The organism is Gemmobacter caeni (genome assembly GCF_003054195.1).
GTDB classification, from domain to species: domain Bacteria; phylum Pseudomonadota; class Alphaproteobacteria; order Rhodobacterales; family Rhodobacteraceae; genus Gemmobacter; species Gemmobacter caeni.
This window is the reverse complement of the sequence record NZ_QBKP01000006.1, coordinates 217,598-230,402: the sequence shown is the minus strand read 5'-3', so window position 1 is coordinate 230,402 and position 12,805 is coordinate 217,598. Positions and strand designations below refer to the sequence as shown.

The following is a 12,805-nucleotide window of genomic DNA, read 5'->3' as shown; positions in this document are numbered from 1 at the left end:
TCATCTTGGCAAAAATATCCTTCGGGGGTCGCCGGTTGGGCGCCATCGGTTCAAGCCCGACCGGCGACGGGCAGACAGCCCCCACGAACCCCGCCATCCGAGGCCATGCCATGACCAGCGCCGCGCCCGAGAAGATCCGCTGCGATGCCTGCCCGGTGATGTGCTACATCGCCCCCGGCCAGACCGGCGCCTGCGACCGCTATGCCAATGACTCGGGTCGCATCGTCCGCACTGATCCCCTGGTGATGCTGTCGCAGGCTCTGGCATCCGGAACGCCGGTCATCCCCTTCGCAGGTGCCGGTTGGGACGGCGCGCTGACCCCGGCGGATACGACTGTCACTGCCATCGGCGCAGGCACCACCTACCCGGATTTCAAACCCGCGCCCTTCATCATCGCCTCCCGCCCCGAAGGTGCGGACATGGTGACCGTGGTGACAGAGGCGATCTTTTCCTACTGCGGCGTCAAGGTGAAGATCGACACCGACCGCTTCCTTGGCCCCGAGGGCGCCACGGTCCGCGCGGGGGGCGAGCCGGTGGGGCATGTCACCACGGCCGAATATGGCTCGCAGATGCTGTCACTGGGGGGGGTGCATCACCTTACCGGCGGCTCCAAACCCGAGGGGCGGCTGACCTGTTCCACCCTGCTCGCGCTCTGCAACCGCGAGGCGGTGGAACTGGCAATCGACGGCGGCTCAACCGTCATTGTGCAGGCGGGGCGCGCGCCGATTGTGGATGGCAAGCCCGAGCACCGGATGCGTGTCGGCTGCGGCTCGGCCACCATCGGGATGTTCGCGGCGCAATGGCAGGGGCTGGTGGATGAGGTGGTGGTGGTGGATGACCATATTACCGGCGTGGTATCGGAACATCAGGCGGGCAAGGTGATTGGCTGGCCACCTACCGGCATCCGCATAAAGGGGCATCGGTCGACCCCCGGCCGCTATTTCCGCGTCTCGGACCCCGGCCTTGGCTGGGGCGGCACGCGGCTGACCGACCCGCTGGAGATCCTCGGGCCGTGGGAGGCGAAGAAGGGCGCGCGGCCTGGGTTGAGCCTCCTGATGGTTTCCACCACGGGTGAGGATTGGGGCTTCTACATCCTTGATGACAGCCTGACCCCGCAACCCACGCCGTTGCCCGAGGCGCTGCGCGCCACTGTCGATCTGATCGCGGAAAACTGTGAACCCTCGCTTTGCACAGTGCTGTTCATGGGCGGGGCGGGGGGCAGCCTGCGGGCGGGCGTCACGCGCAACCCGGTGCAGCTGACACGCTCGGTTCAGACCGGGGAAACCGTGCTGACCTCGGGTGGGGCCGAGTGCTACATCTGGCCCGGCGGTGGTATCACCTTCATGGTGGATGTGACGCGCCTGCCGCCCGGCGCTTTCGGCTATGTGCCGACCCCGGCGCTGGTGGCTCCGCTGGAGTTCACCCTGCCGCGCGACGCCTATCTGGCATTGGGCGGCCATGCCGGGGCAATCCGCGACCTGCCCGACATCCTGCGTAAGGGCGGTGAATACCCGACCGCTGCGCGCATCCGGCCACGGGGGGAGGCATGATGCCCGCCGAAGCCCGCCGCCTGCCCGATGGTCGCCTGCATCTGCATCATGGCCCGATGGATCTGATCCTTGGCGCCGATGGCACGCCGGAGGCGGTGGAGGCCGCTTTTGCCGCCGCCGCCGTGCGCTTTGCACCGCTGCTGGATGAACTGGTGGCGGAACTGCCCGCCCTGCGCAGTGCCACGCCACAGCCCCTGCGCGGCGCCACCGCCCGCCGTATGGCGCGGGCCGTGGCGCCGCATCGCCCGGCCTTCATCACGCCGATGGCCGCAGTGGCCGGGGCGGTGGCCGAGACGGTGCTGGCAGTGATGCCGCGTCCCGGCCTGACCCGCGCCCATGTGAACAATGGCGGAGACATCGCGCTGCATCTGACGCCCGGCACGAGCTACAGTGCCGCCTTTGCGGGCAGCGAGACGCGCGTGACCATCCATCACGCCGATCCGGTGCGCGGCATCGCCACATCGGGCTGGTGCGGGCGCAGCCAGTCGCTTGGCATTGCCGATGCCGTCACGGTGCTCGCGGCCAGCGCCGCCGCCGCCGATGCCGCCGCGACGATGATCGCCAATGCGGTGGACCTGCCGGGCCACCCCGGCATCACCCGTCTGCCTGCGCGGCAGGTGAGACACGACAGCGACCTTGGCGATCTGCCGGTGACGACCTCGGTCGCCCCCCTGACCGCGACAGAGGCTGCGCTGGCGCTGGCGCGGGGGGCGGCGCTTGCCCGGCGCCTGATCGCCGCAGAAGTAATTGCCGGAGCGGCGCTTTTCCTCCACCCTTGCCTGCAAACCCTCGGCCAGCCGCTGCTGGCCCCCATGCCGGAGCCCTGCCTTGGCTGATTTTCCCATCCGCAAGATCGTGACCCTGACAGAAGAGATCCGCCACGATGGCGGCCCCGTGCCCGACCAGCCGCGCCTGCGCGGCGCTGTTGTTGCGGTGGTGAAAAACCCCTTTGCTGGTCGTTTTGAGCCCAACCTGCAAGCGGCGATGGATGACCTGAAATCGCTGGGTCTTGCCATGACCGACCGGCTGATCGCCGCGCTGGGCGGGCGCGAGGGGATCGACGCCTATGGCAAGGGCGCCATCGTCGGCGCAGGGGGCGAGCTGGAGCATGGCGCGCTCTGGCACGTTCCGGGCGGCTATGCGATGCGAGAGCGGCTCGGCGAAAGCCGCGCCATCGTGCCCTCGACCAAGAAGCTGGGGCCGATGGGTGCCAGCATCGACATTCCGATCGGCCATATCAACGCGGCCTATGTCCGCAGCCATTTCGATGCGATGGAGGTCTCGGTTCCCGATGCGCCAAAGCCGGACGAGATCGCCTTCATCCTCGTCATGGCCAAGGGGCCGCGCATCCATGCCCGGATGGGCGGCCTGGAGGTGCATCAGGTGAAGGGGGAGGACGGGCTGCGATGATCCGGCGCGGCGGCCTTGCGCTTGGTCTTGCCCTCGCCCCGGCGGGGGCTCTGGCCTGTGCGCTGCCGCCGTCGATCATCCTGACGCTGCCGACCGGGCACTACATGGCCGGGGCGGCGGCTGTTGTGGTTCTGACCGCGCTCTGGGGCGGGGCCGCGCGGCGGCTGCCGGTTTTCCGGGCGCGACTGGTGCTGGAACGGCCCGTGCTGCTGCCCGAAACGCTGACCTCTTATCTCAGCTTTCTGGCGCTGATGGGGCTGGTATTTCTTGGCTTCACCGGCACGCGCGACCCGGTGCACAACCTGCTGACACTGGTGTTCTGGACCGGGATCTGGGTGGCGCTGCCGCTGGCCTCGCTGATCTTCGGTAACCTGTGGCGGGCCCTGAACCCCTGGACCGGGCCTGTGCGGCTGGTGCGGCATCTGATCGGGCGCACCGGAGGCATCGGCCTTTCACGCCTTGGCCACTGGCCTGCTGTGGCGGGGCTGCTGGCCTTCCTGTGGTTCGAGCTTGTCGCGCTGTCACCCGATGATCCGCTGGTGCTGGCGCAGGTGATCGGGGCTTATTGGCTGGTCGTGTTCCTGCTTGCGGTGCTGGAGGGCGAGCATTGGGTGCAGGAGGGCGAGTTCATGACCCTCTACCTTGGTTTCCTCGCCCGGATCGCACCCCTCTGGCTGGAGATCGATGGCCGCCGCGCGCGGCTTTACGCGGGCCTGCCCGGCACGCAGATCCTGCGCCTGCCGCCGCTGACGCCTTCGGCCGTGATCTTCGTCACGCTGGCGCTGGCCGGGCTGACCTTCGACGGGCTGATGGAGACCTTTTTCTGGATGGCGCTGATCGGCGAGAACCCGCTGGAATTTACTGGCCGATCCGCCGTGCAGGGGGTGAACACGCTGGGTCTGCTGGCGGTCTGGGCGCTGACGGCGGGCAGCATTCTGGGTGCACTGGCGCTGGGGCGGCGGCTGGGGCGACACACCGGGCCGTTCTGGGCAAGTGCGGGGCCGGCGATGTTGGCCTTCCTTGCCATCGCGGCGGGCTATCACGCGGCGCATTATCTGGTGACGCTGCTGACCTCGGGTCAGTATGTGCTGGCGGCGATGAATGACCCGTTCTTCCGGGGGGACGCGCTCCTGGGGCTGGAGCCGTTCTTCGTGGGCTTCGGCTTCCTGACCGATCAGGCGGCGATGACGGCGATCTGGAACAGCCAGTTCGCCCTGATCCTTGGCGCGCATCTTCTGGCGTTGCTGCTGGCACTGCACCTGTCGGCGCGGCTGGGCGATACCCGCGCCATCGCGCATCTGCCGATGACCGCGCTGATGGTAGGATACACGGTTCTTGGACTCTGGCTCTTGTCCTCGCCCAGGGGGGTGTGAAACAAGTCATTGCAAATAATGCTGTTTTTATTTGCAGGCATACAAATCATACGGGCAGCACGCCCGGCCAACAGGGGAGACGATAATGACGACCGACCTCGCAGGCCTCAAGACCAACCGCCGCACCGTTCTGGGCGGCCTTGCCGCCGGGGGCGCGCTGATGCTGGGCGCGGCGCCCCGCTTCGTGCAGGCGCAATCCTCGGCCCCGATCAAGCTGGGATTCCAGCTCCACCGCACCGGAATCGGCGCCGCCTATGGCCGCTGGTATGAACGCACCACGCAAGCGGCGCTGAAGCTCCTGAACGATCAGGGCGGCATCAATGGTCGCCCGGTCGAAATCGTGTTCGAGGATGACGGCACCGACCCCAAACGCGGCGCCGAAGTGGTGGAAAAGCTGACGACGCAGGCCGGGTGCGACCTGATCCTCGGGCCGCTGTTCAGCCATGTCGTCATCGGCTCTGCCCCCCGCGCGGGCGAGTTGAAGGTGCCTTATCTGGTCTGCTCCGAAGGCTATCACGTTGCCAGCGGCATGCTGAACCGCTGGACGCTGCAACCGGGCATTACCGATGTGCGCGCGCAGGTCAGCTCCATGGCGCCCTGGGTCATGCAGAACCTCGGCAAGAAGGTCACGATGGTTTTCCCTGACTATGCCTTCGGCCATGACCACCGCGATTTCTTCACCGAGGCGGTGAAGGCGCAGGGCGGCGAGGTGATCGCCCAGATCGCTATCCCGCCGACCGAGACCAGCTTCACCCGCTATCTGCCGCAGATCCCGGCAGAGACCGAAGTGCTCTATCATGTCATGGTCGGCCCCGCCGTCCTGACCTTCGTGAAGGAGTTGGGCGAGTTCTACGGCAGCGGCGCCCGTCCGCAGATCTTTGGCTTCATCGACAGCCTGGAGGCGGTGGATATCGCAGCACCCGGGCTGGAGTTTCTGGAAGGCACGCATTTCTGGGAAGGCCATTGCCGGGTGAAACAGGCGGATGCGCCGGAATGGGAAAGCACCTATCGCGCCGCCGTCGGGGTGGATGACAACGGCGCTTCGGTCAGCGATGCGCGGGATGTGTCGACCTATGCCCATATGTTTTCCTGCTGGGAAACGCTGTTCGTCATCAAGAAGGGAATGGAGGCCTCGGGCTATCAATCCACCGCCGACCGGCAGAAATTCGTCGAGGCCATCGAGGCGATGACGGCTTTCGACGCCGGGCTGGATCATGTGCAGGGCGCCAAGACCTTCAACGGCAAGACCCATCAGGTGTTCGGCCAGCAATTCATCTCGAAGGTCGAGGGCGGCAAGCTGATGCGGGTGCATGCGACCTCGATCGAGGACGGCATGTATCCCGATGCGGTGGATTACACCGCGCAAAGCTTCTGAAAGGGGACAGGCGGGGGCGTTCAAGTCCCCGCCGCTGACATATGGGAACAGGACCGTTTCTTCTGCTGGCCTCGCTTGAGGGCATGGTGATGGCCGCCGTGCTGGCGCTGAGCGCCGTGGGGCTGAGCCTCACCTTCGGGGTCATGCGCGTGGTGAATGTGGCGCATGGCGAGTTCTTCATGCTGGGCGCCGTGCTGGCCTGGGTGGTGGTGCAGGCGGTGCCCTCGGCCCCGCTGGGCTTTGTCGCGGCGCTGATCCTGTGCCCGCTGGTGGTGGGCGCGGTGGCGGCGCTGGCCGATACCGCAATCCTCAAGCGCCTGAACTATGACCCCGAGGCGACCATTGTGGCAACCATCGGGATCTCCTACATCCTGCAACAGGGGGCGCTGAGCTTCTTTGGCCCTGATGCCCGAGCGGTGGAGGCGCCGTTCAGCCTGCGGCTGCAATTCCCGTGGTTCGGCTATTCGGGCTACAAGCTGTTCGTGGTGATCGCCGCGGGGCTGGTCCTGCTGGCGGTCTGGCTGTTCATGACACGCAGCCGCGCGGGGCTGGTGATGCGCGCGACGCAGGTGGACCGCAACACCGCCCGCGCCTTCGGGATCAATGTCGATCGCGTCTATGCGGGCACCTTCGCGCTGGGCGCGGCGCTGGCCGCCGTGGCGGCGGTGCTGATCGTGCCGATCCAGCAGGCGCATTATCTGATGGGGCATGATCCGCTGCTCCTGAGCTTCATCGTCGTCATCATCGGCGGGCTGGGGTCCATCCGGGGCACGCTGATCGCGGCGCTGCTGATCGGGCTGTCGGATGGCATCATCTCGATGTTCTTCACGCCGACGCTGGCCAAGATCGTGGCAACGCTGGCGGTGGCGCTGGTGCTGGTGTTCCGCCCGCAGGGCCTGTTCGGGGCGCGGGCATGAGGGCGCTGTCGCTGCATCTGGCGGTTCTGGCCCTGCTGCTGGCGCTGCATTTCGTGCTGCCCGCCTATCATCACGCCAATCTGGCGCGGATCATGGTGCTGGCGGTCTTTGCCATGGGTTATAACATTGCCTTCGGCTATACGGGGCTTCTGAGCCTTGGCCACGCGTTGTTCCTGTCGGCGGGTATGTTCGGTGCGGGGTTGCTGATCCAGCATTTTGGGCTGACCGCCGCGCCTGCTTTGCTGATCGGAACACTGGCCGGGGCGGCCATGGCCGCCTTGACCGGCCTGCTGGCGCTGCGCACCGCCGGGGTGAGCCTGATGATCGTCACGCTGATGTTCGCGCAGGCGGGGTATCTGACGTTGCTGTATTTCGGTGCGGTCACCGGCGGGGACGAAGGTTTCCCGGTGCCCGCCGCCGGGCGGGTGGCTTTCGGGCTGAATCTTGCGGCAGAGGGGCCGCGCTATCTGGTGGCGCTGGGCCTGTTCGCGCTGGCGCTGATGGGCAATCTGGCGCTGGTGCGGTCGCGCTTTGGCCGCGTCATGGTCGCCATGCGCGAGAACGAGGAACGCAGCCGCATGCTGGGCTACAACCCCTTTGCGGTGAAGCTGGGGGTGATGGTGCTGTCCGGCCTTTACGCCGGGGCGGCGGGGGCCTTTTACGGGGTGATGTTCGGCTATGTCGGCGCGACCTTCGCGACCATCCCCTATTCCATCCTGCCGCTGCTTTACGTTCTGCTGGGCGGGGCGGGGGTGACCCTGGGGCCACTTCTGGGCGCCGTTCTGATGTTCTATCTGATCGACCTCGCCTCAAGCCACACCACGGCGCAACTGGCTGTGACCGGCGGCGCGCTGCTGGTGCTGGTGCTGTTCGCGCCAAAGGGCATTCTGGGCAGCCTGCGGGAAAGGGGGCTGGCATCATGGCTTCCGTGATCTTGCAGGCCGAGGGGCTGAAGCGGCATTTTGGCGGGCTCAAGGCCGTGGATGGCGTCGATCTGGCGCTGAACGCGGGCGAGATCCATGCGCTGATCGGGCCGAACGGCGCGGGCAAGACCACGTTGGTCAGCCTGCTGTCCGGGCGGCAGGTGCCCGATGCCGGGGCCATCCGCTTTGACGGCACCGACATCACCCGCCTGCCCGCGCATGAACGGGTGCGGCGGGGCATCGGCTATACCTTCCAGATCACCGCGATCTATGCCGGGCTTTCGGTCTTCGACAACCTCGCGCTGGCGGTGCAGCGTGGCCATACCCGCGACTTGTCCCGCGCGGTGACCGAGGCGGCGGCGCGGGTGGGTCTGGAGGATCTGCTGCCGCAAATTGCCGGAACGCTCAGCTACGGGCACCAGCGGTTGCTGGAGATCGGCATGGGCCTTGCGCTGCATCCCCGGCTTCTGATCCTCGATGAACCGACGCAGGGCTTTGCGGCGGGCGAGATCGAGGGGTTCATGGCGCTGGTGCGCGGGCTGGTGCCCGCAACGACTGTGCTGCTGATCGAACACAACATGGATGTGGTCATGGCGCTGGCCGAACGGATCACGGTGCTGGATCAGGGGCGCGTGCTGGCCTCGGGCCTGCCGGCCGAAATCCGCGCCAACCGGGCGGTGCAGGACGCCTATCTGGGGGGCAGCCATGCTGGTGATTGAGGGGCTGACCGCAGGCTATGGCGGCGCGCCGGTGCTGCATGGGGTGGGCCTTGGCGCCGCGCCCGGCAAGGTCACCTGCGTCATGGGCCGCAATGGCGCGGGCAAGACCACGCTGATGCGGGCGATCATGGGGCAGTTGCGGGCGTCCTCGGGCACCATCCATCTGGATGGCGAGGCGCTGCATGGCCTGCCCGCGCATGAGGTGCCGCGTCATGGCGTGGCGCTGGTTCCACAGGGGCGGCGGCTGTTCGGGCCGCTGACCGTGGCCGAGAATATCGAGATCGGGCTGATGACCCGCCGCAAGGGCCGTGCGGTGCGGGAACATGTGCTGGACCTGTTCCCCCGCCTGCGTGAACGGCTGAACCAGCAATCGCGCACGCTGTCGGGGGGCGAACAGCAGATGCTCGCGCTGGCCCGTGCGCTGTGCCTGGAGCCCAAGGTCTTGCTGCTGGATGAACCGACCGAGGGGTTGCAGCCCTCGATGATCCGGCTGATCCGCGACACGGTGTTGAAGCTGAAGGCGACCGGCGTCGCCGTGGTGCTGGTGGAACAGCGGGTGGAGGCAGTGCTGGAGGTCGCAGACAGCGTGGCCTTCATGGCGCAGGGCCGGGTGACCGAGGTGTTGCCGGCCCATGGGCTGACGCCGCAATCACCGCAATTCGCAACCTGGGTGGGGGTGTAGATGGCCGGGCTGGTCGCAGGGGTCGATGTCGGGGGGACGTTCACGGATCTGGTGATCTTCGATCCCGGCTCGGGCGCGGTGCGGCTGGCCAAGGTGCCGACGACGCTGGACAATCAGGCACATGGGGTGATGTCGGCCTTTGATGCCGCCGGGGCCGATCTGGCGCAGGTGGCGCTTGTGGTGCATGGCACCACGACCACCACCAACGCGGTGCTGGAACGCAACCTTTGCCGCACGGGGCTGATCACCACCGAAGGCTTCCGTGACGTGCTGGAACTGGGTCGCCGCACCCGGCCGCAGCCCTATGGCATGACCGGCCGCTTCGTGCCGGTGATCCCGCGCGACCTGCGGCTGGAAGTGCCTGAGCGGATGGATGCCGAGGGCCGCGTGATCACCCCGCTGGACGAGGCTGCGTTGCGCGACGCCATTACCGCGCTGGTGGCGGCGGGTTGCGAAAGTCTGGTCATCCACTTCCTGCACAGCTATTCCAACCCCGCGCACGAGCTGCGCGCGCTGGAGATCGCGGCAGGCCTCTGGCCCACGCCCTACATCACCGCCGGGCATCAACTGCTGTCGGAAAGCCGCGAGTTCGAACGCGGCGTGACGGCGGCGGTGAACGCGGCGGTGCAGCCCTTGCTGGAGCGTTACGTCTCGCGCCTCGCGGCGGAACTGAAGGGCAGGGGCTACCGTGCTGAGCTTCTGGTGATGAACGGCAATGGCGGCATGGTCAGCGCAGCCCATGTCTCGCGTGAAGCGGTGAAGACCGTGATGTCCGGCCCTGCATCTGGCGTCATGGCGGCCTGCTATACCGGGCAGCGCGCCGGGATGGTGAACCTGATCACCTATGACATGGGCGGCACTTCCACCGATGTGGCGCTGATCCGCGATGCGCGCCCGCCGGTCTCGAACGAGATCGAGGTGGAATATGCCATGCCGATCCATGTGCCGATGGTGGATGTGCGCACCGTCGGCGCCGGTGGTGGCTCCATCGCGCGGGTCGATGCGGCGGGGATGCTGCGGGTCGGGCCGGAAAGCGCGGGCGCGATGCCCGGCCCGGTCTGCTATGGCCGGGGGGGCACGCAGGTCACGATTTCGGATGCGAACCTGATCCTTGGCCGCCTGCCTACCGTACGCTTTGGTCAGGCGGCAGACGCCGCCCGCGCCGCGATGGAAGATCAGATCGCCCGCCCGCTGGGCCTGTCGGTCGAGGCGGCGGCCGAGGCGGTGCTGCGCATCGCCAATACCCATATGGCGGGGGCGATTCGTATGGTCTCGATCTCCATGGGGGCGGACCCGCGCGATTTCGCGCTGTTCGCCTTTGGCGGGGCGGGGCCGCTGCATGCGGCGGAACTGGCGCGCGAACTCGCCATTCCGCGTGTGCTGATCCCGGCGCGGCCGGGGATCACCAATGCGCTGGGTTGCACGGTGGCCGATCTGCGCCACGATTTCGTGCGCACGGTGAACCGCCCGCTGGATACGGTGGATATGGATGCCGTCCATGCCCTTTGGGCCGGACAAGAGGTACAGGGCCGCGCGCTGATCGCGGCCGAGGAGGTGGCGCTGACCGGGGTGGAGGCCGAGTTTTCCGCAGATATGCAATTCGTCGGGCAGACCCACCTTCTGCGTGTGCCGCTGCCTGATGGCGCCCCCTCGCGCGCCGATCTTCAGGCGCGGTTCGAGGCCGCCTATCACGCCCGGTTCCGCGTCGATCTGCCGGAGATTCGTGCCAATCTGGTGAATCTGAATTGCAGCGTTATCGGCCGCCGCCCTGATCTGGACCTCTCGCGCCTGATCGACCCGACGGGGCGGCGCGATCTGGCGGGCGCCCTGACGGGGCGGCGGCAGGTCTGGTTCGGCGGCTGGCAGGATGTGCCGGTCTACCGCCGCGAATGGCTGCCCGCCGATGCGGCGCTGGATGGTCCCGCCATCATCGAACAGATGGATACGACGACGCTTCTGCCCCCCGGTGACCGGATGGCGACGGATGCGATGGGCAATCTGATCCTGCAAATCGGAGGCTGCGCATGATTGATCCGGTGACACTCGCCGTCATTCAGGCGGGGTTGCAGCAGGTCTGCGACGAGATGGACCTGACCTTTTCGCGCGCGGCCTTCTCGCCCGTCATTGCCGAGGCGGATGACCGTTCCGATGGTATCTATTCGGCGGAAGATGGCAGCCTGATCGCGCAAGGCGCGCGGGGGCTGCCGGTTTTCGTGGGCACGATGCAATTTTCCACCCGCCACCTGATAGGGCGCATTGCCCGCGGTGAGACAGCGGCCCCTGAGCCCGGCGACATCTATATCGTCAATGACCCCTACCTTGGCGGCACGCATCTGATGGATGTGCGCTTCGCGCTGCCCTTCTATCGGGGTGGGCGGCTTTGGTGCTGGCTGTCGAACACTGGCCACTGGCCTGATACCGGCGGCGCGGTGCCCGGTGGCTTTTCCGCCTCGGCCACGGCGGCAGAGCAAGAGGGGCTGCGCCTGCCGCCGGTGAAGCTGTTCAAGCGGGGGGAAATGGACCGCGAGATCTGGCAGATCATCTGTTCCAACATCCGCGTGTCCGGCCAGCGCATCGGGGATGTGAAGGCACAGGCGGCGGCGCTTCTGGTCGGGGCCGAACGGCTGGGTGCGCTGATGGACCGTTACGGGGACGATACCGTGGCTGGGGCGATTGCCGAGATGCGGGCGCTGGCTGCACGGCAGATGCGCGCGAATATCGCGCTGGTGCCCGACGGGACTTATGCCGCGAAAGCCTGGGTGGACAGCGACGGTGTGGTGAACGAACCGCTGGAAATCGCGCTTTCGGTGGCAAAGGCCGAAGACGGGCTGGTTTTCGATTTCACAGGGTCGTCGGCGCCCTGTGCCGGGCCGATGAACTCGGTCCGCGCCACCACGCTGTCCTCGGTCTATCTGGCGATGCGGCATATCTTTCCCGATGTGCCGATCAGCGCCGGCGCTTTTGAACCACTGGAGGTGAGGGGCATCAAAGGCACCTTCCTTGATGCCCATTACCCGCGCCCCGTATCGGGCTGCGCCGCCGAGGTCAGCCAGCGCATCGCCGAAGCCGTCTTTGCCGCCATGGTGCAGGCGCTGCCCGAGAAGGTGACCGCCGCACCGGCCGGGACCAGCGGCAATTTCGGCCTTGGCGGGCATGACCCGGAAAAGGGCCGTGACTATGTGATGTATCAGATTTCCGGCGGCGGTTACGGCGGCAATGCCGACCATGACGGGCTGTCAAACGGCTGTTCCACCATCGGCATTTCCAAGGCGCCGCCGGTCGAGATCATGGAGCAGAACTTCCCTGTGCTGTACCGCCGCTACGCGTTGCACGAAGGCTCGGGCGGGGCGGGGCGGCACCGGGGTGGCTTCGGGCTGGATTACGAGATCGAACTCCGGCGTGGCACGGCCCGGGCGAGCTTTGTGATGGATCATGGGCGCAGCGGGCCTCAGGGCGTGCTGGGCGGGCAGGATGGCGGGGTGAACCGGGTCGAGGTGATCCGGGGCACCGAGGTCTGGGTGCCGCCACATCTGTCCAAGGCGCAGGATGTGCCGTTGCAGCCGGGTGACCGCGTCCGTGTCCGCACCCCTGGCGGTGGCGGCTACGGCGACCCCGCCACGCGGGCCCCCGGAGCGGTGGCCGAGGATTTGCGCCTGGGGCGCTACAAGGATGAGGCGGCAGCCCGTGGACGGGGGCAGGGGTAGCGAACCGGCTTTGCGGGTGTTTCGACAGGTCTTGTTGCGGGTGTTGACCGTGATCTGACGCGAGACGGCGCAAGCGCGCGTCCGTGACCTGCCCGCCATAGGTCAGGCGTTCTGCGCATGTTCAAACGAGTCTGGCTGACGCGCTTGGCCCG

The 12,805-nt window shown here is 67.2% G+C and carries 11 protein-coding genes; all 11 read left to right on the top strand.

The features are described 5' to 3' along the window. Positions 1–110 precede the first annotated feature (110 nt). The 11 genes from C8N34_RS11600 (at position 111) to C8N34_RS11550 (ending at position 12,653) form a co-directional block, all read left to right on the top strand. Positions 111–1,550 (top strand): 6-hydroxynicotinate reductase, encoded by a 1,440-nt coding sequence (locus tag C8N34_RS11600; RefSeq protein WP_108128982.1) that lies wholly within the window; start codon positions 111–113, stop codon positions 1,548–1,550. Further along, complete coding sequence (locus C8N34_RS11595) at positions 1,547–2,386, top strand: UPF0280 family protein (protein WP_199750663.1); 840 nt, start codon at positions 1,547–1,549, stop codon at positions 2,384–2,386. Before C8N34_RS11600 ends, C8N34_RS11595 begins: the two co-directional genes overlap by 4 nt. Then, complete coding sequence (locus C8N34_RS11590) at positions 2,379–2,960, top strand: amino acid synthesis family protein (protein ID WP_108128981.1); 582 nt, start codon at positions 2,379–2,381, stop codon at positions 2,958–2,960. The genes C8N34_RS11595 and C8N34_RS11590 overlap by 8 nt, the downstream gene beginning before the upstream one ends. After that, positions 2,957–4,333, top strand: coding sequence for a hypothetical protein (locus tag C8N34_RS11585; RefSeq protein ID WP_108128980.1), 1,377 nt, complete (start codon positions 2,957–2,959; stop codon positions 4,331–4,333). Before C8N34_RS11590 ends, C8N34_RS11585 begins: the two co-directional genes overlap by 4 nt. 85 nt (positions 4,334–4,418) lie before the next feature. After that, a complete protein-coding gene (locus C8N34_RS11580) occupies positions 4,419–5,708 on the top strand; it encodes an ABC transporter substrate-binding protein (protein ID WP_108128979.1) in 1,290 nt (429 codons plus the stop codon). 41 nt (positions 5,709–5,749) lie between these two features. After that, on the top strand, positions 5,750–6,625 hold the full coding sequence (locus C8N34_RS11575; RefSeq protein ID WP_108128978.1) for a branched-chain amino acid ABC transporter permease: 876 nt from the start codon (positions 5,750–5,752) through the stop codon (positions 6,623–6,625). Continuing rightward, positions 6,622–7,557 (top strand): branched-chain amino acid ABC transporter permease, encoded by a 936-nt coding sequence (locus C8N34_RS11570; protein WP_108128977.1) that lies wholly within the window; start codon positions 6,622–6,624, stop codon positions 7,555–7,557. Before C8N34_RS11575 ends, C8N34_RS11570 begins: the two co-directional genes overlap by 4 nt. After that, a complete protein-coding gene (locus C8N34_RS11565; RefSeq protein ID WP_108128976.1) occupies positions 7,545–8,267 on the top strand; it encodes an ABC transporter ATP-binding protein in 723 nt (240 codons plus the stop codon). Before C8N34_RS11570 ends, C8N34_RS11565 begins: the two co-directional genes overlap by 13 nt. Continuing rightward, the gene (locus C8N34_RS11560; protein WP_108128975.1) at positions 8,254–8,949 is read left to right on the top strand and encodes an ABC transporter ATP-binding protein; all 696 of its coding nucleotides are present in this window, start codon (positions 8,254–8,256) and stop codon (positions 8,947–8,949) included. The genes C8N34_RS11565 and C8N34_RS11560 overlap by 14 nt, the downstream gene beginning before the upstream one ends. Then, positions 8,950–10,977: a hydantoinase/oxoprolinase family protein gene (locus C8N34_RS11555; protein WP_108128974.1), complete on the top strand. Its 2,028-nt coding sequence runs from the start codon at positions 8,950–8,952 to the stop codon at positions 10,975–10,977. Continuing rightward, a complete protein-coding gene (locus tag C8N34_RS11550; protein WP_170120553.1) occupies positions 10,974–12,653 on the top strand; it encodes a hydantoinase B/oxoprolinase family protein in 1,680 nt (559 codons plus the stop codon). The genes C8N34_RS11555 and C8N34_RS11550 overlap by 4 nt, the downstream gene beginning before the upstream one ends. Positions 12,654–12,805 lie beyond the last annotated feature (152 nt).

Coding starts and splice junctions, on each gene's coding strand:
- C8N34_RS11600 (WP_108128982.1), top strand. CDS start 111: ATGACCAGCGCCGCGCCCGAGAAGATCCGCTGCGATGCCTGCCCGGTG.
- C8N34_RS11595 (WP_199750663.1), top strand. CDS start 1,547: ATGATGCCCGCCGAAGCCCGCCGCCTGCCCGATGGTCGCCTGCATCTG.
- C8N34_RS11585 (WP_108128980.1), top strand. CDS start 2,957: ATGATCCGGCGCGGCGGCCTTGCGCTTGGTCTTGCCCTCGCCCCGGCG.
- C8N34_RS11580 (WP_108128979.1), top strand. CDS start 4,419: ATGACGACCGACCTCGCAGGCCTCAAGACCAACCGCCGCACCGTTCTG.
- C8N34_RS11575 (WP_108128978.1), top strand. CDS start 5,750: ATGGGAACAGGACCGTTTCTTCTGCTGGCCTCGCTTGAGGGCATGGTG.
- C8N34_RS11570 (WP_108128977.1), top strand. CDS start 6,622: ATGAGGGCGCTGTCGCTGCATCTGGCGGTTCTGGCCCTGCTGCTGGCG.
- C8N34_RS11565 (WP_108128976.1), top strand. CDS start 7,545: ATGGCTTCCGTGATCTTGCAGGCCGAGGGGCTGAAGCGGCATTTTGGC.
- C8N34_RS11560 (WP_108128975.1), top strand. CDS start 8,254: ATGCTGGTGATTGAGGGGCTGACCGCAGGCTATGGCGGCGCGCCGGTG.
- C8N34_RS11555 (WP_108128974.1), top strand. CDS start 8,950: ATGGCCGGGCTGGTCGCAGGGGTCGATGTCGGGGGGACGTTCACGGAT.
- C8N34_RS11550 (WP_170120553.1), top strand. CDS start 10,974: ATGATTGATCCGGTGACACTCGCCGTCATTCAGGCGGGGTTGCAGCAG.